The following is a 22,607-nucleotide window of genomic DNA, read 5'->3' on the forward strand; positions in this document are numbered from 1 at the left end:
GCTGCATCTAATGTGCCTCCGCCTCGTCGGCCAAGCACTCAAGATCGACGCTGCTGCACTTGGCGTTGTCCTCGTCGACGAGGCCCGCTTGGACGAGAATCGGGAATGACATGTTGCCGACGAGGATCACGCCGGCCAGCACCGTCGCCAGGTTGCGGCGCAGACCGTTGTAGCGCGGATTGTTCACGCCGAGGCTCTGGAACATGCTCCAGGTGCCGTGGAAGATGTGGATGGCCAGCGCCAGGTTGGCCACGACGTAGATGATCGCCACGGGGACCGACGAAAGCGACTCGACCACGTTGTGGTACGGGTTGCCCCGCACGTAGGCGTCACCCAACCACCAGCCCCACGTGAGATCGGCAACGTGGAACAGCACGTACAGGCCCACGATCGGACCCGTCCAGCGCATGGTGCGCGAGGCGTAGTTGGCGGCGATGTAGTCACGCTTGGATTCGTATTTCTTGGTGCCGCCTACGAAGCTGGCCCGGTCGGAGGCCAGCCGACTGCGTTCCTTCAGCGTGTACGCCGAGTGCAGGTGCACCAGGAACATGGCCAGCAGCCCGACCCGCATGATCCACAGCAGCAGCGTGCGAGGCAGCAGACCGCCGCCGAGGTCCCGCAGCGTCTCGGCGTACTCGTACATCCGCGAGGGGCCCTCGTAGAGGTGCAGGTTGCCGATCATGTGGACGATCACGAAGCCCAGCAGCCCGATGCCCGTCAACGCCATCACCCACTTGCGGCCGACTGCTGATTGGTAGATGTTCAGCGGGAACGGCAGCGGGCGCTTGGTCTTGAACACCGGTGCAGACCCGGCGGCCTGCGTGGCAGTCGGCGCCATGTGCTCCTCCTGGGGGTGGCGTGGTGCGGCGACCCAGTATTGCGTGCAACCAGCCGGTCAGCGCGGCTGAGGTTGTAGGGCGCGACCCGCTGGCTGGACGCGCCAACGCCGTACGGTACTTGCGCGCCTGCTGCAGCGCTCCCTGTCGGCGGGCTGGAGTTGGCCGGCCCCGCCGAGCGCGCCGGGTTCGCCCTGCTGGGGACACAGCGGGGAGCTACACCCCCTACCCCAAGCGCACCGGGCGGGTGGGATCGGCGGAACGCATGGCGTGGCGCAGGGTGCGTTCGACCCATGGACGGATCCACGGTGCACGGCGCCGCCCACCGGAGGGTTGCACCGGCTGCCAGGCGGCCACGCTGGGATGGTGGCCGACCCCCTCGACAGCCGCCGCAGATCCCCGGATGGCGAGCGCGCGCAGGCCACGCTCTGCGCCGACAAACACGCTGGGCTCGAGCGTGAACTGCTGGCACAACAGCGTGCCGGCGGCATCTGCAGCTTCGTAGGTACTGCGATGGGCGACGTCGTGTTCCACCGTTACCAGTGCGGGGGCTTCTCGCCGGTACGGCTCTCCGTTGACGAACCACTCGCCCCTTCGAACTGCCACCGTCCGGATGCCGGTTGAGCGCTGCACGGCGTGGCTGGAGCGCCCGTCGACAGCGACGTCGATGTCGATGCGGTACTGCGGCTGCGCACCCATGCCCGCCGGCCACCACAGCGCCGGTCGTTCCATTGCCACCAGCCACTCCAGCTCGTTGCGGCCGCGGGCCAGGACCGGCTCCGACTTGGCCAGGCCGTTGCCCAGCGCCGCACTGTTTCCTGCTACGTCGGCACCTGGGGCGTCGGCACCTGGGGCGCCGATCGGGAGCACGGCGATCGTGACTTCGCATCTGTGAGTGCCGGAGCTGTCCACGTTGGCGGCGATGCGCAGCACTGCCCTGTCGTAGTTAGCTTCGATCACCAGTGCACGGACGCGTTCGATGCGCGCCGGGCCGGTCTGTTCGATCCGCAGCTGCGCGTCCGCGCTCTGGGGCACTCGAACAGTTCCGCGCGCAGCCTCAACGGCTACCAGATGCTCTTTGCCGGTGCGCAGCAGTTGATTCACCTCGAAGGCGTGCTCGGCGTGGCGCCCACTCAGGTCGCCCAGGTACGTGCCGTCGAGCCACAGGTGGCCGAGTTCGCACAAGCCGCTCACAACGAACCACCAGCGAGCGTCGGGGTTCGCATCGCTGCGGAGTTGGGACTCGAGATCTGGCGACAGATCGAAGCGCCGCCGGTACAGAACTGCGCTCTCGCCGCCGAGGCCGGGATCGAGCCACCACCGGCCGGGAGTGGCAGTTTTCTGCCAGCCGGACTCGTCGAGCGCGTGGTCGGCCACAGTGCGCCACTCGCCGTGCCCCGCTGCTCGCACCAGCCAGTCGCCGTCCAGCGACCATTCGACGCTCACGTCGCGACGGTACCGGTCGTTGCCGGAGCTCCTGGCGCGACAGTCCCCGCGCCTGCACACCAACAGGCCACTAGGTTGCCCGCCATGACCCAACCCGCGACGCTCGGCGAACTGCGCAAGATCGGCTGGGTGTCTCGACCGGTCAAAGACGAGATGCGTGCGAACGCCGCGAAGGCCGTTGCAGCGGGCGAGCCGCTGTTCGAGGGTGTGCTGGGCTTCGAGAACACGGTGCTGCCCCAACTCGAGAACGCCATGCTGGCCGGTCACGACGTGGTGTTTCTAGGCGAGCGGGGCCAAGCCAAGACCCGCATGATCCGCTCGCTGGTGAACCTGCTCGACGAGTGGATGCCCTACATCGAGGGCTCGGAGATCTTCGACGACCCCTACAACCCGGTTTCCCGTCACGCCCGCGACCTTGTCGCCGAGCACGGCGACGACACTCCGATTGCCTGGGCGCATCGCAGCCTCCGCTATGGCGAGAAGCTGGCCACTCCCGACACCTCGATCGCCGACCTCATCGGTGAGGTCGATCCCATCAAGGTGGCCGAGGGTCGGTACCTGTCCGACGAGCTGACGCTGCACTACGGACTGGTGCCGCGCACCAACCGCGGCATCTTCGCCATCAACGAGCTGCCCGACCTTGCCGAACGCATCCAGGTGGGCCTGCTCAACGTGCTCGAGGAACGCGACGTGCAGATCCGGGGTTACAAGATCCGCCTGCCACTGGATGTGCTGCTGCTGGCGACGGCTAATCCTGAGGACTACACGAACCGGGGCCGCATCATCACGCCGCTCAAGGACCGCTTCGGTGCGCAGATCCGCACCCACTACCCCCTTGATGTGGACACCGAGATGGACATTGCGGCGGCCGAGGCGCGCCCGTTGGATCTGGCGGATTTCGATGGCGGCGTCAAGGTCACCCTGCCCGACTTCATGTCTGAGATCGTGGCCACGTTCAGCCATGTGGCTCGTTCCAGCAGCCACGTCAACCAGCGCTCCGGCGTGTCGGTGCGCATGACGGTCACCAACACCGAGACGCTGGTTGCGAACGCCGCCCGCCGGGCGCTGCAGCGAGGCGAGCGCCACGTCGTGCCCAGGGTCAGCGACCTGGAAGCGCTCATGAGCTCGACCGCCGGCAAGATCGAGATCGAGTCGATGGAAGAGGGACGCGACGGCAAGATCGTGGAGACCATGCTGCGAGCGGCCGTCTTGGAGGTCTTCAAGAACCGCTTCTCGCCTGACGAGTTGAGCGACGTGGTTGCCAGCTTCGGCGAGGGGAAGGTCGTGCACACCGGCGACGACCTCGGCTCGGAGGCCTACATGGAGCTGCTGGCCGGCAACCAGGCGCTGGCTGTCGCTGCGGAATCGCTGGTTGCTGCGGTCACCGACCCGCCGTCCTCGCAACACGCCGGTCCAGCGGTGCTCGCCTCGGCCGTCGAGCTGGTGCTCGAGGGTCTGCACCTGTCCAAGCGTCTCAACAAAGAGCACGTCGGCGCCCGGGCGACCTATCGCTCACGCGGCTGAGTCGCTGTCCCGGCTGCGACCGTGACAGAGTGATCGACATGCGGGTGCGCGTTCGATTCCCGAGGCGCCTGGCGGCAGGGGCGGCCGACGGAGCAAGGACAGTGGACCCATGAAGATCCGTTGGCGCCGGGCCCGCCGCGAGGGCACCCGCTTCCGCTATTCCGCATGGGACGGCACCCAGACCGGCTTCGACTTCGACGCGGACAGCTTGTTCGCCGAGATGACCGACGACCTGCTGTATCACGGCGATTTGAACGCCGCCCTGCGCCGGCTCATGCAGCAGGGCTTCACCGACGCCGAGGGCAACCGGCTCGAAGGCCTGCGCGAGATGATCGAACGCCTGCGTGAACGTCGCTCCGAGATGCTCGAGCAGTTCGACCTTGGCGGGGTGTACGACGACATCGCCCGTGAGCTCGACGAGATCACCGACGCCGAGCGCGAGGCACTGGAGGAGTTCGCGCAGGACGCCGCCGACAGCGGCGACGATCGTCGCAACGAGATCGCCCAGACCAGCGCTGCTGAGCGCAACCTGCAACTCGACATGCTGCCGCCCGACCTGGCCGGGAAGATGCGGGGCCTGCAGAACTACGACTTCGTCTCCCCCGAGGCCCGCGAGCAATTCAACGAGTTGGTAGAGCGGCTGCGCCAGGAGGTTGCCCAGAGCTACTTCGATCAGATGACCGGCGCGATGGGCAACATGAGCCCCGAAGACCTGGCCCGCACCAAGGACATGATGGCCGAGCTCAACCAGATGCTCGAACAGCGTGCCCGTGGCGAGGAGCCCGACTTCGAGGGTTTCATGGACCGCTACGGCGACTTCTTCCCCGAGAATCCCCAGTCGCTCGACGAGCTGCTCGAAATCATGGCCAAGCGCATGGCAGCCATGGCTTCGATGCTGAACTCGATGACCCCGGCCCAGCGACAGCAACTGGCCGACCTGGCCGCTCAGCTCATGGACGACATGGACCTGCAGTGGCAGGCCCAACAGCTCGCGCAGAACCTCCAGCAGGCGTTTCCCGACATGGGTTGGGACCGCAACTACCAGTTCGGCGGCGATGATCCGCTCTCGATGTCCCAGGCGGCCGACGTGATGGGCCAGCTCGGCGATCTGGACGCGCTGTCGGAGATGCTGCAGGGCGCTGTCAGCCCGTCGGCACTGGCCGAAGTTGATCCCGAGCGGGTCCGCGAGCTGCTGGGCAACCAGTCCGCCGAGGCGCTGGAACGACTCAGCGAAATGGCCCGCATGCTCGAGGAGTCAGGCCTTGCGCAGCACACTGAGGGCCGTTTGGAGCTGACGCCGCGGGCGCTTCGCCGCATCGGGCAGAACGCGCTCGGCGACCTGTTCAACCGCCTGATGGACGACAAGGTGGGCAGCCACCAGGTGCGCAAGTCCGGGGTCGGCCACGAGTTCGCCTACGAGACCAAGCCGTACGAGTTCGGCGACACGTTCAACCTGAACATCGAGCGAACCGTGCGCAATGCTGTCTCCCGGCAGGGAACCGGCACGCCGGTGCGGCTCACGCCGGACGACTTCGAGATCGAGCGCTCTGAGTTGCTTTCGCGAGCCTCAACTGTGCTGATGCTGGACCTGTCGCTGTCGATGCCGATGCGCGACAACTTCCTGCCGGCCAAGAAGGTCACGATGGCGCTGCACTCGCTGATCTCGACGCAGTTCCCGCGCGACTACCTGGGGATCGTGGGCTTCGCAGAATCGGCCAAGGAGCTGACGGCCGCCCAGTTGCCGGAGGTGTCGTGGGATTTCGCCTACGGCACCAACATGCAGCACGGCTTCATGATTGCCCGGCGCCTGCTGGCCCGCCAGACCGGTTCGAAGCAGATCATCATGATCACCGACGGCGAACCGACCGCCCACCTCGCCCGTGACGGCCGGCCATTCTTCGCCTACCCGCCGGTGCGCGAGACCATCGAGGCCACGCTGCTGGAGGTGACCCGGGCAACCCGCGAGGACATCCGCATCAACGTGTTCATGCTCGACCCGAACAGCTACCTGCGGGCATTCGTGGAAAAGATGACCGAGATGAACGGCGGGCGGGCCTTCTTCACCAGCCCCCAAAACCTGGGTGATTACGTGCTGGTCGACTTCCTGGAGCACCGACGGCGACTCGTCACCAGCGGGCGGATGTAGCGCTTAGTCGTTTGCGGGGGTGAGGCCGGTGAGGACCATGTCGGCGAATTGGCGGGCTAGGTCCTCGAGGCGGAGTTCGCCGCTGGGGCGGTACCAACTCGCGAGCGAGTTGAGACCCGAGATCATCAGTCTGGCGAGGACCTTGGCGTTGGTGTCGGCACGCAGCGAGCCGTCGGCTTGGCCTTCGGAGATCAGCCCCACCCAGAGGTTCGCGAATTCGCGCAGCGGCACCGCCAGGCTCTGGCGCGTCTGCGGCGGCGACTCGTTGAAGCAGCGGATGTTGGCGACCGTGAAGCTGCTCTCGGCCACGATGCAGTTCACGTAGGCCACGATGGTCTCGGCCAGCCGATCGGAGCCCGAGGCATCAGGGCCGAGCGCCTCCAGTGCTGCATCGATGGCCTCGCGGGCGTGGTCGATGCCGACACGCAGCACCTCTTCGACGATCGCGTCTTTCGAGTCGAAGTGGTAGTAGAGGCTGCCGGCCTGCATCTCGGCGGCGCCGGCGATGTCGGTCAGCGTGGTGGCGGCGTAGCCGTGGCACGAGAGCAGGCGCGCGGCAGCATCCAGAATGCGCATCCGGCTGCGCTCGCCTTTGCGGATTCGCCGGCCGTTGCCGTTGCCGTTGCCGTTGCTGCCGTTCTCATCGGCTTCAGCGGCAACGGTGCTGTCTGCGGGATCCGCCTCGGCCGAGCTGCCCGTGGCTGCCTCGGTGCTGTCCATGCCGTTGGAGAACCTAGTCCTGAACGTGCGTTCATGCAGTGGCAGAACGTGCAGCAGTGTCTTGACACCTTCAGGGGCTCCGCCGGACCGTGCCGAAGTGTGCTCACCTACACTCCGCGAAGTAGTCGTACTAGGCGGCTGCGGGTCGAGCCGACGGGGGGTCGGGGTGAAGTTCAGCTTGTTCATGTATTGCACGATCGGCCGCCGCCACGAGTTGGAAGCCGGCCTCGCAGGACTCAACAACGACTACTACCAGCGCATGCTCGGCGAGATTGCCGAGATCGCACGCTTCGCCGACGAGGCCGGCTGGTACGGCTTCGGCCACCCTGAGCACCACCTGCAGATCGAGGGTTTCGAGATCTCCAACGACTTGAATCTGATGGCCAGCTGGATTGCCCAGCACACCACCCGGCTGCGCCCGATTGCCTGCGGGTACGTGTCGACTACGCACAACCCGCTCCGGGTGGCGGAGCAGGTGGCAACCCTCGACCACATGACGGGCGGGCGGCTCTGCTTCGGCGTGGTGCGCGGCTACCAGCACCGCTGGGTGGACCAGCTCAAGATCCGTCCCGATCTGGCCGCGGTCGGCAAGTGGAACCGTGGCACCCATGACGACGAGTACAACCGCCGGTTCTTCGAAGAGTTCGTCGAGGTGGTGCTGACTGCGCTCCGAAGCGACACGTTCTCCTACGAGGGCGAATTCTGGCGCTTCCCCAACGACAACCTCAACCCGCACACCCACACCGTGTATTCCGACTACGGCGCCGGTGTCGATGCCGACATGACCATTCACGAGGTCGGCATCGCGCCACGCCCGCTACAGTCGCCGCACCCTCCCCTGTACGGCGGGTTCACGATGTCGATGAGCTCGGCCGTGTTTTGGGCCCGATATGGCGGCACGCCGATCGTGCTGAGCGACAAGATGGACTTTTGCGAGGCGCTCTGGAAGGCGTACCGGGAAGAGGCGGCTCGCCACGGCGTCGAGAAGCCCCGCGGGCACGAGTGCGGCTGGGGCGGTGTGGCGGTGTGCGCGCCCACCGACGAAGAGGCCTGGCGCCAGTTCGCCGACATGGAGTGGTTCTGGAACGAGTGGGCCATCCAGTTCGGCCAGGGCATGCCGTTGCGGCTCGTCGGCAGCCCCGACACGATCAGCCGCCAGATCGAGCAAGCGCAGACACTGCTCGGCATCGACGAGGCCTTCTTCCTGGTTCCCCAGGGCATCCACTCCGCCGACCAGATCAACTCGTCGCTCGAACTCATCAGCGACAAGGTGATGCCTCGCTTTGCGTGAGCTGGACCGAGGGCCCATGACCCAGCCGCCCCTGGTCCGGCGGCATCGGGGGCTGCAGTGATCTCGGGCATCTCCCAGCGCACAGTCACCGCGCCAGACGGTTCAGGTGCCGTCGTCGTGACCCCGCGTGGCGAACTCGATCTGGGGGCCATTGGGTCATTGGACAGTGCCGTGCGTTCGGCGCTGGCCGCCGCGGGATCGCCACCGAGGCTCATCATCGACCTGTCCGATGTGGACGTGCTGGCACCAGTGGTCCTCGGCGTGCTGCTCGACGCTCAGCGGCGCTGTCAGGGCGCTGGGGGCAGTCTGTTGCTGGTCGTCACGACCCCTGAAATCGGCGCCACGCTGGCCGACACCGGCGTCGAGCCGCTCTTCGACGTGGCCGCCGGGCTGCAGGACGCCATGCGACGTCTTTCGGCCGGCTGAGCATCGGCAAACGACACGCCATTGGGGCCGATCAGCGGCAAGGCCCCCGTCGCGGCGGCCGTATCCTGAGCGCCCGTATGGCTGGACCGGAGTACCTGCACCAGCGGGAGACCTTCGCAGGCGGAGACAGCCGGCTTGCCCGCTTTCTGGCGCGGCCAATCCTGAAGTTCGTCCACCGCGAGGTGGCCGGCAGCGTGCTGTTGTTGCTGGCGACCGCGGCAGCGCTCATCTGGGCGAATTCATCCGCGAGCGATACGTACTTCGACTTCTGGCACACCCACATCGACATCATGATCGGCAGCGTTCAGCTGCACCCGCTGACGTTCGAGGAATTCGTGAACGACGCGCTCATGGCGTTGTTCTTCTTCGTGGTCGGCCTGGAGATCAAGCGGGAGCTGGTTACTGGCTACCTCGCCAGCGTGCGAGCCGCGACGCTGCCGGCGATTGCCGCCATCGGCGGGATGGTCGTGCCGGCGTTGCTGTACTTCATGCTGAATCCGTCCGGCGAAGCGGCCTCTGGGTGGGGCATCCCGATGGCCACCGACATCGCCTTCGCTGTGGGCGTGGTGGCGCTGCTGGGCTCGCGGATTCCGCCGATGCTCAAGCTGTTCTTGCTGACGCTGGCCATCGTCGACGACATTGGCGCCATTGCCGTGATTGCCATCTTCTACACGAGCGACCTGAACCTCAGGTGGCTGCTGTTCGCCGTTGCGCTCCTGGTGGTCATCAGGCTGCTGACGGTGATGAAGGTCTGGGCACTCGAGGTCTACTGGGTGATCGGCCTGGTGGTGTGGTACGCCACCTTGGAATCGGGCGTGCACGCCACGATCGCCGGGGTGGCGCTGGGCCTGTTGACGCCCGCGAGGCCGCTGCTCGGCCGGGGGCTGGCCCAGAACGTGGTGGACGATCTGCCGGAACGTCCCAGCATCGAGCAAGTCCACCAGGCATCGTTCCTGGTGCAGGAATCAGTGCCGATGACCGAACGGCTGGAGACGCTGTTCCACCCGTTCACGGCATTTCTCATCGTGCCGCTGTTCGCCCTCGCGAACGCTGGCGTGCCGTTGTCGGGCGACACGATCTCCGATGCTGCGGGTTCGCCGGTGACCTGGGGCGTGGTGGCGGGCCTGGTCATCGGCAAGCCGGTGGGGATCACAGTGTTCACCTGGGTGGCGACCCGCTTCGGATTCAACCTGCCCGAGGGAATGAACTGGCCGCAGTTCATCGGCATGGGCTTCGCGGCAGGCATCGGGTTCACCGTGTCGATCTTTATCACGGGCTTGGCGTTCGAGAACGGCGACATCACCAATCTCGCCAAGATCGGCATCCTGTTCGCATCCGCATGCGCCGGCATTGCGGCACTCGTCTTGTTGGCTCTGTCGGGCAAGGCAGGCGATCACCCCGACGAGGCGCCGCCCGGCATGCTCAGCGACGGCAGCGTGCCGCCAGAGTCTCCAGCCGCCAATAGCTAACCTCGCTCTCCGTGCTTCGATCCCCCTCGTTGCCCCAAGCCCGACGCGACACCGTGAGGTCCATGTGACTGCTGTTCCGTACTTGGCCCTGATCGCCTCCGGGCTGGCGCTGCTGCTGGCCTACTACTTCGCCAAGGTCGTGCTGAGGGCGGACCAAGGCACCGATCTGATGCGCGAGATCGGCGGCGCCATTCGCGAGGGCGCCATGGCGTTCCTGCGCCGGGAGTACAAGTGGGTCTCGGTCTTCGTGGCCGCCATGTTCGTGCTGCTGCTCGTGGTGCCGATCGACGGTCGCCCGGCGGCGAGCTTCGCCTACCTCATGGGTGCGGTGCTGTCGTCGGTTGCGGGCTTTGTCGGCATGCGCATCGCCACGGCGGCCAACACCCGCACGGCCAACGCGGCCCGCCAAGGGGCCGCCAAGGCGCTGCCGCTGGCGTTCAAGGGCGGGGCCGTCATGGGCTTCAGCGTGGCCGGCCTGGCGCTGCTGGGCATCTCGTTCAACTACTTGTTGTGGGTGAAGTGGCTGGGCGTCGACCAGGCCTTCCAGGTGGTGGCCGCGTTCGGATTGGGCGCCAGCTCGATCGCGCTGTTCGCCCGTATCGGCGGCGGCATCTACACCAAGGCCGCTGACATCGGCGGCGACCTCGTGGGCAAAGTCGAGGCCGGCATTCCCGAGGACGACCCCCGCAATCCCGCCACCATCGCCGATGCAGTCGGCGACAACGTAGGCGACGTGGCCGGCATGGGAGCCGACCTGTTCGAGTCCTACGCCGGGTCGATCGTGGCGCCCGTGGTGCTCGCCTCGCTGCTGGTGCCGGTCTTCCTCGAGGGCGACAGCTTGGCCCCCAACTTCGGCGATGCCGAAGCGCTCCTCATGTACCCGATCCTGATCGGAGCGCTCGGCATGATCGCCTCGATCGTCGGCGCACTCTTCGTGCGCGGCCGCGAGGGCCGCAGCCTGTCGGGGCAATTGCACACCGGTCAGTACGTGGCGATGGCGCTCACGGTGGTGTTCGCCATTGTCGGCACACTGGTGCTGTTCAGCGGTAACCCGACCTTCGGCGTCGGCGCCGATGCCCCCGAACTCAGCGCCCCGATCTTCCTGGCGCTGACCATCATCGTCGGACTGCTCGGCGGTTGGGCCATCGGCTTCACCTCGGAGTACTTCACCTCCGAGCACTACAGGCCCGTGAAGGGCATCGCGAAGCAGTCCGAGACGGGCCCAGCCACCGTCGCGATCGAGGGCATTGCACAGGGCAAGCTCTCCACGCTGCCCGCAGTCGCGCTCGTGGTGACGATGATCGGCCTGTCGTACTGGTTCGGCGGGATGGCTTTCGGTGACGCCGGCAACGAGATCGGGCTGTACGGCGTGGCGTTGGCAGCCATCGGCATGCTGTCAGTGACCGGCGTGATCGTGGCCGTGGACGCCTACGGCCCCATCGCCGATAACGCGGGCGGCATCGCGGAGATGGCTCAACTGCCACCCGAAGTGCGCAGCGTCACCGACAGCCTCGATTCGCTGGGCAATACCACTGCGGCGGTAGCCAAGGGCTTCGCCGTCGGCTCGGCCGCTGTCACAGCACTGGCGCTGTTCAAGTCGTTCAGCCTGACCGCCGGCGATCAGGTTTTCCTGGACATCAACGACACTGCGGTCACGATCGGCCTGTTCCTGGGCGCCATGACCCCATTCATCTTTGCGGCGCTCACCATGTCCTCGGTCGGCCGGGCGGCGCAGGCGATGATCGTGGAAGTCCGCCGGCAGTTCGCCGAGATCCCGGGCCTGCGCGAGGGCGAGCCCGGCGTGAAACCCGACAGCCGCCGCTGCGTGGACATCTCCACCCAGGCGGCGCTGCGCGAGATGCTGCTGCCGGGCGGCCTGGCGGTCGTGCTGCCGCTCGTCATCGGCTTCATCGACGTGAACGCACTCGGCGGGTTCCTGGCAGGTGCGGTGGTGACCGGGTTCCTCATTGCCATCTACATGGCGAACTCGGGCGGCGCCTGGGACAACGCCAAGAAGTACATCGAGGCGGGCGCCCACGGCGGCAAAGGCACCGATGCACACGCGGCGGCCGTGGTCGGCGACACCATCGGCGACCCCTTCAAGGACACTTCAGGCCCGGCGATGAACATTCTCATCAAGGTGATGACCATCGTCAGCCTGGTCTTCGTCCCCGCCTTTATCTAACCGCCGAAGGGGTCCGGTCAATCCCTCGGCCAGCGGAGTTCCAACCCGTCCTTCCCGATCACGTAGACGTATGGCCCAGGCTTCGCCGCCCGCTGCAAGATGCGGTTGAAGTGACGGTCCAGTCGTTCCGCCATTTCGTGGCCCGAAATGCTGGCATTGTTGAACGCGAAGACCCGTAACCCTGACGTCCGCAGGTCGTGGGCGTGGTCACGAATGATCGAATAGTCCTTGGTGATCGGTACCCGTCCCTCGTGTCCCGCGCGCATGATCCACTCGTTGTCAGACACCCGCTGGTCCGTTCCACTTGGATAGACGTCCGCCATGGGCAGCGCCACGCAGCCTCGGGCTCGAACCGTGTCTGCTACTACATGCCGGCCTACTCCCCGGTCCAGGAAGAAGGTCGGCAGTGGTATCTCAGGCTGCTGCCGCTTCCGGCCAGATGGCATCGAGGGCTTCCGAAATGTCCTCCGTCGGGACGTCGTAGTCGCGTGCGATCGACTTGATCGGTTCCCCGGCCTTGGCTCTCGACCTCACCGCGGACAAGGGCGCTCCGCTGCAGATACTCGTCGAGCACCTCATGAAAGACCCGTTGACCGGTGCCAACGACAGTCAGCAGCCGAAGCAGCGGCTCTTCATGGTCGTTGGCGTAGTCGTACAGAATCTCGGCTCCATCGGTGTAGAGCTGCTGAGATGCCAGGGCGTTACGGAGTTCGCCCTGATGCGTCAGCACCTCGAGAGCTTGGCGGATCTTCTGCAGCGACAGCCCAGTGCTTCGAAACGCTTGAACGACGGTCGCTTCGACGAGTCCTACAAACGGCACACGGCGACTCCGGCCATCAGGCACGGCAGAGATGACAGGACCCATCACGACTGCTGGGCGGTTAGGGAAGGTCCGTCGATAGCCGTGGGACCAGTAACGAAACGTGCTCGGGCTCATGCCGACGAAGCGAGCGGCTGCGGCCGGTGTGCAGAGGCCTTGGGTGAAACGGGCGTCCGGGTTGATACAACTCCAGTTACAGGTGGTTGTCTCGGTGCCCGGGCGAATTGCAAGGCTGGCGGTTCAGGCGCCGATGACGGCGAGACCGATCGCTCGGGCGGCGCGAGCTTGACGCTGGTCGAACGTGAGCACCGTCGCCGAGGGACTGGCGCGACGTGCCGCCGCGAGATGCAGTGCGTCGAGTGACCGGCACAGCGTGTCCTCTGCGATACGACCTGCATCGTCAAACGCGGTGTCATCAAGTTCGACGATTTCGAATGCTGCAAGATCGTCTTGGAATTCTTGGCGCTTTGTCAGAAGGTCCCTCCCACCGATCAGACGCGCGAGGTTGCGTCGTACTTCGATCTCGGTGAGACGTGAGGTGAACAGCAGCGGTTCAGCATCCATGAACCGAATGGCGATGTCAGAGTCCCGCTCGGTGATGTAACGCTTCACGAGTGCGCTGGATTCCACGTAGAGCATCAGTCACCACGGTCCTCATCGAACACCTCAGCGATAGTGAGCCCAGAAGTGGGGGGAATGGGTCGTGCCGGTCCGAGCCTCCCACGCCCTTTCGCAGGGGTGATCCAGCCTTCGGCGACGCCCTGTTCGATGCGTGCCATGTCGTCCAGGGCTGTGAGTTGCGCCACGGGGCGGCCGCGATCAGTGACGATGATGCGCTCGCCGTCGGCGGCCCGCCGTATGCACTCCGACAGGTGCGCCTTCAGCTCGCGAATCCCGATGTCAGTGCTCATGTAGTCACGTTAGCAACGTGATGTGACTACAAGAAGCACAATTTCGACACTTGCGTCACGCATTGGCACATGCCGCCGTCCAGTGGCGTAGCGTCCGCTGTCGTGCGCGAATCAGCAGCGGAGCGGCACCTAGCGGCCGATGAGGTTGTCGTCCAGCCCCGGACTGTGCTGACAGTTCTGGTTGGGGTGCATGCCATCAACGACTTTTACGTGACGGTGCTCCCTGCGTTCCTCCCCGCCCTGGCCGACGAGTTCGGCTTGAGCTACACGGACCTCGGCGTGCTGTCGTTCGCGTTCACCCTTCTGACGGGTGTGCTCTCGCCGGTGGTGGGCGGCGAGGCCGACCGCCGGGGTCGTCGGCGGTGGATCTTGGTCTTCGGCTTTGTGATCGGTGCGGTGGGGTTCCTGGGCATGGCAGCATCGCCGAGCTTCTGGTTGATCGTTGTGCTGAGCCTGTTCTGCGGTCTCGGAGGCGCTACCTACCACCCGCAGGCCACGGCGTTCATCGTCTCGGCTTACCCCGGCAAGCGCGGGCGCATGTTGGGCATCCACGGCTGGGGCGGTTCGTTCGGGCACTTCGCGGCACCGGCGGCGGTGGTGCTGGCGGTCTCGGTCCTGAACTGGAGGCTGACCATGGTGGCGCTGGCCATACCGATGGTGATCGCGGCCGCGACCCTGCAATGGCGACTTCGCGAGATTCCGGCCGCGCCGGCGGTACGGCTGCGCGGTGCCTTCAACAAACCGCTGCTCGTGCTGGCGATGTCGTTCGGGGCAGTGGCCATGGTGGGCATGAGCTTCATCAACTTCTCGGTGAAGATGCTCGTCGACGAGGGTTGGGACACCAACGATGCCGGCGTGATCCTGACCGTCATCCTGCTGGTCGGCGTCGTCGCTCAACCGCTGGGGGGCTTGGCCTTCGATCGAGCCGGAGGCCGCATGGTGCTGGTCATCGCCGCTGCCGGAACTTCGCTGTTCGTGGCGCTGTTCGCGCTCACCGGCGGCGCGCTTTCGCTCATCGCCATCGGCGGCATCTCCTTTTGCATGTTCAGCCTGTTCCCGGTGTCGCTGGCGATGGCCAGCCGGCTGGCGCCGCCGACTCAGACAGGTGCAGGCATCGGAGTGGTCTTCGGCGTCTCCGGCTTGATGACCGCCGTTGCCAAACCCGCCGTGGGAATCCTGGGCGACTTCACCGGCGACATCCGGGTGGCGTTGTCGTGGCAGCTGCCGCTCGCACTCGCCGCCGTGGTGCTCGCATCCCGCCTCGGCCCTAGTTCCCGCTACGTCGCCTGAGCAGGGCCACGAGCGCGAGCAGCAGCACCACGGCTCCGACGATGATCCCAGCGATCGCCTCGGGCCCGAACCCGCCGCTGCTGAGTCCGGTCTGGGCAAAGAACGTCTCGGGGGCGCTCTGTGGGTCCGTCAGATCGAATTCCCAAGTGAATGTCGAGCCGGCTGCTGAGTCGGCGTTGTGCTCGAGCGGTTCGCCCGGGAGCGTCACCGAAATGACGGCTGTCGGCGGGTCCAGGCCCAGCGAGAAGAGCTGCGCGGACTCATCCTCGGAGGGACCTTGGCTCATGATGCTGGAGCTGAGCTCGAAACGCCAACCATCATCGAGCTGCATGATCTGGGGCCCGTCGCCCACGGTCATGACCTCGCGGAGCGCGCTGTATTGAGCGGCGCTCCACGAGAAGACCTGCGTCGTGCTGCATTCGCTGTCGGAGTTCACGTTCTCGAACACCAGGACGATGCTGTCGAGGTCCGAAGTGTCAATCCCGGCAGTGCTGAAGTCGAGGGCCGACTCGTTTGCCTCGGATTCCGCGATGAAGCTGTCGCAGGCCTGTGCTCGTGTCTCGAACTGGCCCGTTCCAGCCATGAGTTCGATCACCGGCTCGGCGAGTGCGATCTTCTGCGAAAACGATCCCGATCCGTCGTCATTCACGGCGAAGTCCACGTTGACTTTGACGCAACCGGCCGCGACGAGCGCGAGCGCAATGACGGCCATGGCCGTCACGGCTCGTCGGTGCCATCCGACCGAGGTGCGAAGAGCTGAGCGAAACCGGGCGAAGCCAGTCATTACGCCCACCGTAACCACGGCATCTGTCTTCGAACGACGGTGATCAGAGCGGTCAGCTCCGACGCGACCGCCGCAGCCGGGCCCAGCAGCGGCGGGATCAAACCGCCGGAGGCGGTCGGAGGCGGTCGGCCACGCCGCGGGTGAGGCGGTCGAGGATGCCGGCCAGCAGGACGATCGCGATGCCGGCCTCGAAGCCGCGCCCCACGGCGTCGCTGCGGCGCAGTGCGTTCACGGTCTCGAGACCGAGCCCGCCACCGCCGACCAGCCCGGCGATCACCACCATGGCCAGCACCAGCAGGATCACCTGGTTGACCGCCACCATCAGCTCGGGCGCAGCCAGCGGCAGCTCGACGCGGCGCAAACGCTGCCCGCGGGTCGCGCCAAAACTGGTTGCAGCCTCATGAACCTCTGCTGGCACTCGCCGGAGACCGAGATCGGTGTAGTGCACCGCAGACGGCAGCGCGTACACCACCGAGGCGATGATGCCCGGGATGCGCCCCACGTGGAACAGCGTGATGACCGGCACCAGCAGCACGAAGCTGGGAATCGTCTGCAGGAAGTCCAGCACCGGATCTGCCAGCTTCTGGAACCGGTCGCTGTGCGAGGCCCAGATGCCCAGCGGAACGCCGGTCGCCAACGTGGCCACCACCGCCACCACCGTCTGGGCCAGCGTGTCCATCGACAGCTCCCACATGCCCAACCAACCGATGCCGAACATCGCGATGCCAATGCCCAGACCCAGCGTCACGCCGCGCGCCATCAGGCCCGCCAACACGCCGAGGCCGATCATCGCCGGCCACGGGATCTGTGATGAGAGCAGCTCGCGCAGCGGCGTCACCATGTACAAGGTGATGAAGTCGCTGAGCGGCCCGGTGCCAATGCCCGACGAGCCGATGTCGTAGAGGTTGTCGCGGGCCCACGCCGTGATGTCATTCACGTAGGGCGAGAAGTGCCAGTGCAACCACTCGGGGAACTCGTTGTGGCCGACGAGCCCGCCGACCACTGCCACCAGTGCCGCTGCCACAGCCAGCCAGCGGATTGCCTGCAGATCGGCAGCCCGCGAGGCGATGGTTCCGTGGCCGCGGCCGCGTTCACCCAGGGTTGCCACGCCTCGAGAGAAGCGGTCCAGGATGATCGCCATGATGACGATCGCGATGCCTGCCTCCGAGGCCTCGCCGACGTCGATGTCGCGCATGGCTCGCAGCACGTCCTGGCCGAGACCTCCGGACCCGATGAAGGCGGCGATCACCACCATGCTCATCGCCAGCATCGTCGTCTGGTTGACACCGGCCAAGATGGCAGGGCGGGCGGCAGGGATCTGCACCAGGCGCAGCGTCTGAGGCTCGGTCGCACCGAACATCTCCGACGCCTCGACCATCGGGTGGGGCACGTTGCGCAGCCCGACGTCGGTCAGCCGTACCACTGGCGGCAGGGCGAAGATGACCGTCGCAATCAGCGCGGGCACCCGCCCGATGCCGAACAGCAGCACGAACGGGATGAGGTAGACGAACCCGGGCATGGTCTGCATGGCGTCGAGCGTGGGACGCAGCACGCTTGCGAACCGGTCGTTACGCCATGCGGTGATGCCCAGCGGGATGCCCGCCAGCAACGACAGGAATACCGCCACGCCCATCAGCGCGAGCGTGGCGAAGCCCTGCTGCCACAGCTCCACCATGCCGATGAGCACCACGCCGCAGAAGCCGAGTGCCCCAGCCACCCGGCCGCGCACACGCCACAGACCGAGGCCGCAGAAGATCGGGTACACGTACCACGGGAACCACCGCAGGATCGCTTCGAGTCGCCGGATGCCGGCGTCGGCCAGATCGGTGACGGGGTTCAGCAGCACCGAGTACAGCCAGTGCGAGGTCTGGTTGTTGATGAGCCAGCGCCGGGTTCGATCGATCGGGTCGGCCAGCCCGAGATTCCATGACTCTGGGAAGGCCCCCACTGAGGCGGCGAAGCCGACGATCACGAGAGCTACCGACGCTGCGGCCATGCCGACCGCGACCGGCGATCGCCGCCGATCGGACGGCGTTGCAGCTCCCGCAGGCGCGCCGGCCTCGGCCGTCTGGCTCATCGCAAGTTTCGTTCCAAGATGGCTGCCACGTCATCCTGGTGCAGTACCCCAACGGGGTCGCCAGCGGTGTTGCACACCAAAACGGGTCGGTGCTCGGACAGCAGGTGCGGCAGCGCCGTTTCGAGCGTGGCCGTCTCGGTGGTGCGCGGCCAGTCGTCGGGGGCCACGGAGTCGCCTAGCGGTCGCATCAGCGAGCTTGCCGGAAGCACTTTCGCGATCGGCGCGTCCTGCGTGAATGCCCGGACGTAGCCGTCCGCCGGCTGCGTCAGGATCTCGAGCGGCGTGCCGACTTGGGTGAACGCCCCGTCCCTCATGATCGCGATCCGGTCCGCGAGGCGGAGCGCTTCGGCGAAATCGTGCGTGATGAACACGATCGTGCGCTGCAGCTCGTGCTGCAGGGCCACTAGCTCGTCCTGCATGTCTCGCCGGATGAGCGGGTCGAGCGCCGAGAACGGTTCATCGAAGAACAGCACTTCGGGCTCGACAGCAAGGGCCCGCGCCAGCCCGACGCGTTGCTGCATCCCGCCGCTGAGCTGCTGCGGATAGTGGTCGCCCCAGCCGTCGAGGCCCACGGTGGCCAGCACCTCCCGTGCCCGCTCATGGCGCTCGTCACGCCCGACGCCCTGGACCTCAAGCCCGTACGCAACGTTGTCGACGACCCGCCGGTGGGGGAACAAGCCGAAGTGCTGGAAGACCATGGCCATCTTGCTCCGGCGCAGCTCGCGCAATTCGGCCTCGCCGGCGTCGGCCAGCACCGTTCCGCACACCTCCATATCGCCGTAGGTGGGCTCGATGAGGCGCGACATGCAGCGCACCAGGGTGGACTTGCCGGAGCCTGACAGGCCCATGACCACGAATGTCTCGCCGGCGGACACCTCGAAGCTCACGTCGCGTACCGCCACGAGGCAGCCTGTCTCGGACTGGATCTGCTCTCGCTGCGCGCCTGCGGAGGCCAACTCGCGCGCTGTATCGACTTTCTTGCCGAAGATCTTCCAGAGACCACTGACCGCGACGATTCGATCCATGGGCGCCTCCGCTGGCCGCGTTACCGTCCAGCCGGACGGGTTCGGCGTGTCGATACGCTGTGCTGACTGTGGCACGATCTCGCCCCCGTGATGCGACAACCGTCGGCGGCGCAACCTCGGCGCCGACCGCCGAAGGGGTCGGATCGCGATCGGGCCCGGTGCAGGAACGCGCCGTGCAGACCCGCGAGCGAATCCTGCAGGCCGCCATCGAGGTCATCCGAACCGACGGAGCCGCCAACCTCACGCTCGATCGAGTCGCGATGGCAGCAGGTGTCAGCAAAGGCGGCTTCCTTTACCACTTCGGTTCGAAGGACGCCCTCATGGCCGGCCTGTTGGACGCAACGCTCGCAGTCCTCGACGACGAGCTGGACATCCGCGAGGCCAGGTTCCGTGCCGCTGACCCCGCTGCCCGGGGCACGTTCGCGCTCGCGTACCTCGACTATGTGCGCGAGCCGTACAAGGCAGCTGATGACACCTCGGCGTCGATCCTGGCGGCTGCTGCGCTCGACGACGAGCTGCTCGCGAACACCCGCGCAACGTTCGAGCGCTGGCAGGAGCGCCTCATGCGCAACGACAGGCTGGCGGAGACCACTGGGCTGCTCGCACGCATCGTGGGTGACGGCCTGTGGCTCATCGACCTGTTCGGACTCGCCCCGCCGACCAAAGCTGAGCGCCACGAAGTGCTCGATCTGGTCTCGGCGATGATCTCCGATCACGATGGCAGCGAGGTCGGCTCGGCACCATAGACGGGCACATCCAGCGGCGCGAGCGCCACGTTGCCGAGCAGCAGGTCGGCGGCCTTCTCGGCGATCATCATGACCGGCGCGTAGATGTTGCCATTCGTGACCGTCGGCATGACCGAGGCATCCACGACGCTGAGACCCGAGGTGCCCCGCACACCCATCGTTGCGGGTTCGGTGACGGCCAAATCGTCCGTGCCGAGCCGCGCCGTGCCTGCGGGATGCAATGCCGTCTCCGCATCGCGTGCCACCCAGTCCATGATCTCGTCGTCCGTCTGGGTGGTCGGGCCGGGCGACAGCTCGCAATCGTTGTACGCCTTGAAGGCCGGCTGGTTCATGATGTGGCGCGTCACCCGCACGGTCTCGACCCACTCTCGCCGATCCTGGGCGGTGGACAGGTAGTTGAACCGGATCGCCGGCTTCGCAGCTGGGTCACGCGAGCTGATGCGCACCCAGCCGCGGGCATCGGAGTACATCGGCCCCACATGGACCTGGTAGCCGTGCTTGCTGACCGGTGCCGAGCCGTCGTAGCGCACGGCCAGCGGCAAGAAGTGGAACATCAGGTTCGGATAGGCCTCGTCCGTGTTGCTGCGGACGAAGCCCCCGGCCTCGAAGTGATTCGTTGCCCCCGGTCCCCGCCGTGCCAGCCATTGCAGCCCGATCCACGGCCGGCGCCAGCGTTGGAGATTCGGCTGCATCGAGACCGGCAGTTTCGAGGCGTACTGGATATAGACCTCGAGGTGATCCTGAAGATTCTCGCCGACTCCCTCCAGCCGGGAGACAACCTCGATGCCGTGCTGGCTGAGCAGCGCCGCAGGACCGACGCCTGACAGCTGCAGCAGCTGTGCCGAGCCGAATGCGCCCGCGCACAGGATCACGTGCCCTGCGCGGGCGACACGCTGGCGGCCCCGCCGGCGGTAGGCAACCCCCGTCGCCCGGTTCCCGTCGAAGCGCACCTGGCCGATCAGCGCACCGGTGCGGAGTTCCAGATTCGGGCGGTCCATCACTGGATGCAGGTACGCCCGTGCCGCAGACAGCCGCCGGCCGCGGTGAATATTCCGGTCAAACGCAGCGAAGCCCTCTTGGCGAAAGCCGTTCACGTCATCGGTCAGTTCGTAACCGGCTTGCTGCGCGGCCTCGAAGAACGCCTCGAACAGCGGGCTCGTCGCCGGACCCCGTTCGAGCACCAGCGGGCCATCGCCGCCGCGCCACTCGTCGGTGCCCGCCAGGCACGTTTCCATCCGCTTGAAGTACGGCAGGCAGTGCCGGTAGTCCCACGCCGCCATGCCGGGCTGGCTGGCCCACTTGTCGTAGTCGGCGGGATTGCCCCGCTGGAAGATCATCCCGTTGATGGAGCTGGAGCCCCCGAGCACCTTGCCGCGAGCGTGGTACACCCGCCGACCGCTCATGTGCGGTTCCGGCTCGGTTTCGTACTGCCAGTCGTAGAAGCGGTTGCCGATCGGCATTGCCAGCGCCGCAGGCATGTGGATGAGCACGTCCCAGCGATAGTCCCGGCGTCCGGCCTCGAGCACGAGCACTTTGGTGCTGGGGTCCGCACTCAGCCGATTGGCGAGCGCGCAGCCAGCCGATCCGCCGCCGACGATCACGAAGTCATACACAGAATCTTCCATGGACCGCATTGTTCATGATGTGATGCACAGAACTGTGAGATGCCAGACGAGCCCCGCCGGCGCCGGCGCCGGTGGGCCGACGCCGACGGGTCAGCGTCGGGCTGCAACCTGTGCGCTGCCCGGCTATTGGAGCCAGGCGCTCCAGGTTGCCTCGTTGTCTGCGATCCACTGCGCAGCGGCGTCATCAACCGACATGCCCTCGCCTTCGACGGCGGCAAGCATCGCGATCTGGTCGGCGCTGTCGTAGCTCATGGCTCGCAGGAAGTTGTCTGCTGACGGGGCATTGGAAGCGAGGCTGGCATCGATGATCTTGAACAGGACATCGGCGGGGTAGTCGCAGTCGACACCGCCGGCATCAGCCGTGCCGTAGCAGTCGTCGCTGTAGGTGGGCAACAGCACGTTGGTGAGGTCGTAGCTGTTGAACGCTGAGTGCGGGGTCCACAGGTACACCAGGATCGGATCCTCCCGGCTGTACGCGGCGTCAACAGCCGCCAAGATCGCGGCCTCGGACCCGGCGTACACAACCTGCAGCGGCAGGCCCAGGTTGTTGATGATGTCTTCGTCGTACTGCACGAAGCTGGGATCACCGCCCAGGAACTGTCCCAGGTCGCCGGTCTCTGCGGTGGCGAACAAGCCGGCCAGCTCAGGATCGGCGAATCCTTCCCATGTGGCCAGCTCCGGATGGCGCTCGACCATGTAGGTCGGGATGAACCAACCGATCTTGCCGATCGGGCCGAGCAGACCCGCGTTGTCCACGTTGGCACCCGCGTTGTCGATGAAGTCGATCACGTTCTGTGCGTGACCCGACGGCCAGACTTCGAGCGAGGCGCTCAGATCGCCGGTGTTGATGGCCGCCCATTGGCCATTCTCGTCGATCTCGACGATCTCGACGTCGTAGCCGAGTTCGCTCTCGAGCAGCTGCGCGGCGACTGCCACGTTCAGGGCCGAGCCGTTCCACGGATTCGCGGCCAGCGTGATCGACTCTTGCGAGCCAAGATCATCGCCGCCCGTGCATGCAGCTGCGAAGAGCCCGAGACCTGCAATCAATGCGATGAGCAACTGCCAGCTGCCGAGCTTTCGATGCCGACGCGTTCGTGCGTCGGATTTGCGTACTTCGGACATGGGCACCCCCGGTTTCGTTCCCCGCCCGTCAGTACTGCCCCTCGCTGGCGCCTGTCACCAGCGCCGGCTTGTGGACGTTCGACCTGCTGCGGGTCCGGCTGTCCCAGCCTTCTCCGGATAAAACAGGCCATTTGGACGGTTTTGAAAACCGTAGCACGCCGAAA

At 66.3% G+C, this 22,607-nt stretch carries 20 protein-coding genes; 8 read left to right on the forward strand and 12 right to left on the reverse strand.

The genetic code is table 11. From position 1 onward, the window contains the following. Positions 1-7: 7 nt before the first annotated feature. Both ACPXYO_RS03275 and ACPXYO_RS03280 read right to left on the reverse strand, forming a co-directional pair. Positions 8-838: a succinate dehydrogenase cytochrome b subunit gene (locus ACPXYO_RS03275; protein WP_423916610.1), complete on the reverse strand. Its 831-nt coding sequence runs from the start codon at positions 836-838 to the stop codon at positions 8-10. A gap of 223 nt (positions 839-1,061) precedes the next feature. After that, positions 1,062-2,282 carry a hypothetical protein gene (locus tag ACPXYO_RS03280; RefSeq protein ID WP_423916612.1) on the reverse strand — a complete coding sequence of 407 codons (1,221 nt, stop codon included), beginning with the start codon at positions 2,280-2,282 and terminating at the stop codon, positions 1,062-1,064. 84 nt (positions 2,283-2,366) lie between these two features. On the opposite strand from ACPXYO_RS03280, the gene ACPXYO_RS03285 reads away from it, so the two are divergent. Both ACPXYO_RS03285 and ACPXYO_RS03290 read left to right on the forward strand, forming a co-directional pair. Continuing rightward, positions 2,367-3,806 (forward strand): magnesium chelatase, encoded by a 1,440-nt coding sequence (locus tag ACPXYO_RS03285; RefSeq protein WP_423916614.1) that lies wholly within the window; start codon positions 2,367-2,369, stop codon positions 3,804-3,806. A 109-nt stretch (positions 3,807-3,915) separates the two neighbouring features. Continuing rightward, positions 3,916-5,952: a hypothetical protein gene (locus ACPXYO_RS03290; RefSeq protein WP_423916616.1), complete on the forward strand. Its 2,037-nt coding sequence runs from the start codon at positions 3,916-3,918 to the stop codon at positions 5,950-5,952. 3 nt (positions 5,953-5,955) lie between these two features. Here ACPXYO_RS03290 and ACPXYO_RS03295 read toward each other — a convergent pair whose 3' ends face one another. After that, positions 5,956-6,672, reverse strand: coding sequence for a TetR/AcrR family transcriptional regulator (locus ACPXYO_RS03295; protein WP_423916617.1), 717 nt, complete (start codon positions 6,670-6,672; stop codon positions 5,956-5,958). 166 nt (positions 6,673-6,838) lie between these two features. Between ACPXYO_RS03295 and ACPXYO_RS03300 the strand changes: the two genes are divergently transcribed. The 4 genes from ACPXYO_RS03300 (at position 6,839) to ACPXYO_RS03315 (ending at position 12,043) form a co-directional block, all read left to right on the forward strand. Continuing rightward, complete coding sequence (locus tag ACPXYO_RS03300) at positions 6,839-7,963, forward strand: LLM class flavin-dependent oxidoreductase (RefSeq protein ID WP_423916619.1); 1,125 nt, start codon at positions 6,839-6,841, stop codon at positions 7,961-7,963. A 57-nt stretch (positions 7,964-8,020) separates the two neighbouring features. Further along, on the forward strand, positions 8,021-8,389 hold the full coding sequence (locus tag ACPXYO_RS03305; RefSeq protein WP_423916620.1) for an STAS domain-containing protein: 369 nt from the start codon (positions 8,021-8,023) through the stop codon (positions 8,387-8,389). Positions 8,390-8,466: 77 nt separating this feature from the next. Continuing rightward, positions 8,467-9,858, forward strand: coding sequence for a Na+/H+ antiporter NhaA (nhaA, locus tag ACPXYO_RS03310; protein ID WP_423916622.1), 1,392 nt, complete (start codon positions 8,467-8,469; stop codon positions 9,856-9,858). Between the two features lie 64 nt (positions 9,859-9,922). Continuing rightward, on the forward strand, positions 9,923-12,043 hold the full coding sequence (locus tag ACPXYO_RS03315) for a sodium-translocating pyrophosphatase (protein ID WP_423916624.1): 2,121 nt from the start codon (positions 9,923-9,925) through the stop codon (positions 12,041-12,043). Between the two features lie 17 nt (positions 12,044-12,060). On the opposite strand, the gene ACPXYO_RS03320 is transcribed toward ACPXYO_RS03315, so the two are convergent. The 4 genes from ACPXYO_RS03320 to ACPXYO_RS03335 are packed head-to-tail and all read right to left on the reverse strand — an operon-like array spanning position 12,061 to position 13,774. Continuing rightward, the gene (locus tag ACPXYO_RS03320; protein WP_423916626.1) at positions 12,061-12,489 is read right to left on the reverse strand and encodes a hypothetical protein; all 429 of its coding nucleotides are present in this window, start codon (positions 12,487-12,489) and stop codon (positions 12,061-12,063) included. Beyond that, positions 12,420-13,088 (reverse strand): hypothetical protein, encoded by a 669-nt coding sequence (locus tag ACPXYO_RS03325; RefSeq protein ID WP_423918663.1) that lies wholly within the window; start codon positions 13,086-13,088, stop codon positions 12,420-12,422. Before ACPXYO_RS03325 ends, ACPXYO_RS03320 begins: the two co-directional genes overlap by 70 nt. Before the next feature lie 15 nt (positions 13,089-13,103). Continuing rightward, positions 13,104-13,502 (reverse strand): type II toxin-antitoxin system VapC family toxin, encoded by a 399-nt coding sequence (locus ACPXYO_RS03330; RefSeq protein WP_423916628.1) that lies wholly within the window; start codon positions 13,500-13,502, stop codon positions 13,104-13,106. Beyond that, a complete protein-coding gene (locus ACPXYO_RS03335) occupies positions 13,502-13,774 on the reverse strand; it encodes a type II toxin-antitoxin system Phd/YefM family antitoxin (RefSeq protein WP_423916630.1) in 273 nt (90 codons plus the stop codon). The genes ACPXYO_RS03330 and ACPXYO_RS03335 overlap by 1 nt, the downstream gene beginning before the upstream one ends. A gap of 102 nt (positions 13,775-13,876) precedes the next feature. On the opposite strand from ACPXYO_RS03335, the gene ACPXYO_RS03340 reads away from it, so the two are divergent. Continuing rightward, complete coding sequence (locus ACPXYO_RS03340) at positions 13,877-15,064, forward strand: MFS transporter (protein WP_423916631.1); 1,188 nt, start codon at positions 13,877-13,879, stop codon at positions 15,062-15,064. Here ACPXYO_RS03340 and ACPXYO_RS03345 read toward each other — a convergent pair. The 3 genes from ACPXYO_RS03345 to ACPXYO_RS03355 all read right to left on the reverse strand — a co-directional run bounded on the left by ACPXYO_RS03345 (position 15,042) and on the right by ACPXYO_RS03355 (position 18,950). Beyond that, positions 15,042-15,848, reverse strand: a complete 807-nt coding sequence (locus ACPXYO_RS03345; RefSeq protein ID WP_423916633.1) for a hypothetical protein — start codon at positions 15,846-15,848, stop codon at positions 15,042-15,044. The two genes, ACPXYO_RS03340 and ACPXYO_RS03345, sit on opposite strands and share 23 nt — an antisense overlap. Positions 15,849-15,945: 97 nt before the next feature. Then, complete coding sequence (locus ACPXYO_RS03350; RefSeq protein ID WP_423916634.1) at positions 15,946-17,925, reverse strand: ABC transporter permease; 1,980 nt, start codon at positions 17,923-17,925, stop codon at positions 15,946-15,948. Then, complete coding sequence (locus tag ACPXYO_RS03355) at positions 17,922-18,950, reverse strand: quaternary amine ABC transporter ATP-binding protein (RefSeq protein ID WP_423916636.1); 1,029 nt, start codon at positions 18,948-18,950, stop codon at positions 17,922-17,924. The genes ACPXYO_RS03350 and ACPXYO_RS03355 overlap by 4 nt, the downstream gene beginning before the upstream one ends. 68 nt (positions 18,951-19,018) lie before the next feature. Here ACPXYO_RS03355 and ACPXYO_RS03360 point away from each other — a divergent pair, with 68 nt between their 5' ends. Then, on the forward strand, positions 19,019-19,696 hold the full coding sequence (locus ACPXYO_RS03360; RefSeq protein ID WP_423916638.1) for a TetR/AcrR family transcriptional regulator: 678 nt from the start codon (positions 19,019-19,021) through the stop codon (positions 19,694-19,696). Here the strand turns inward: ACPXYO_RS03360 and betA are convergent. Beyond that, positions 19,663-21,321, reverse strand: coding sequence for a choline dehydrogenase (betA, locus tag ACPXYO_RS03365; RefSeq protein ID WP_423916641.1), 1,659 nt, complete (start codon positions 21,319-21,321; stop codon positions 19,663-19,665). The two genes, ACPXYO_RS03360 and betA, sit on opposite strands and share 34 nt — an antisense overlap. Positions 21,322-21,444: 123 nt before the next feature. Further along, a complete protein-coding gene (locus ACPXYO_RS03370) occupies positions 21,445-22,443 on the reverse strand; it encodes a glycine betaine ABC transporter substrate-binding protein (RefSeq protein WP_423916643.1) in 999 nt (332 codons plus the stop codon). Positions 22,444-22,607 lie beyond the last annotated feature (164 nt).

The organism is Candidatus Poriferisodalis sp. (assembly GCF_965237655.1).
GTDB lineage: Bacteria > Actinomycetota > Acidimicrobiia > Acidimicrobiales > Poriferisodalaceae > Poriferisodalis.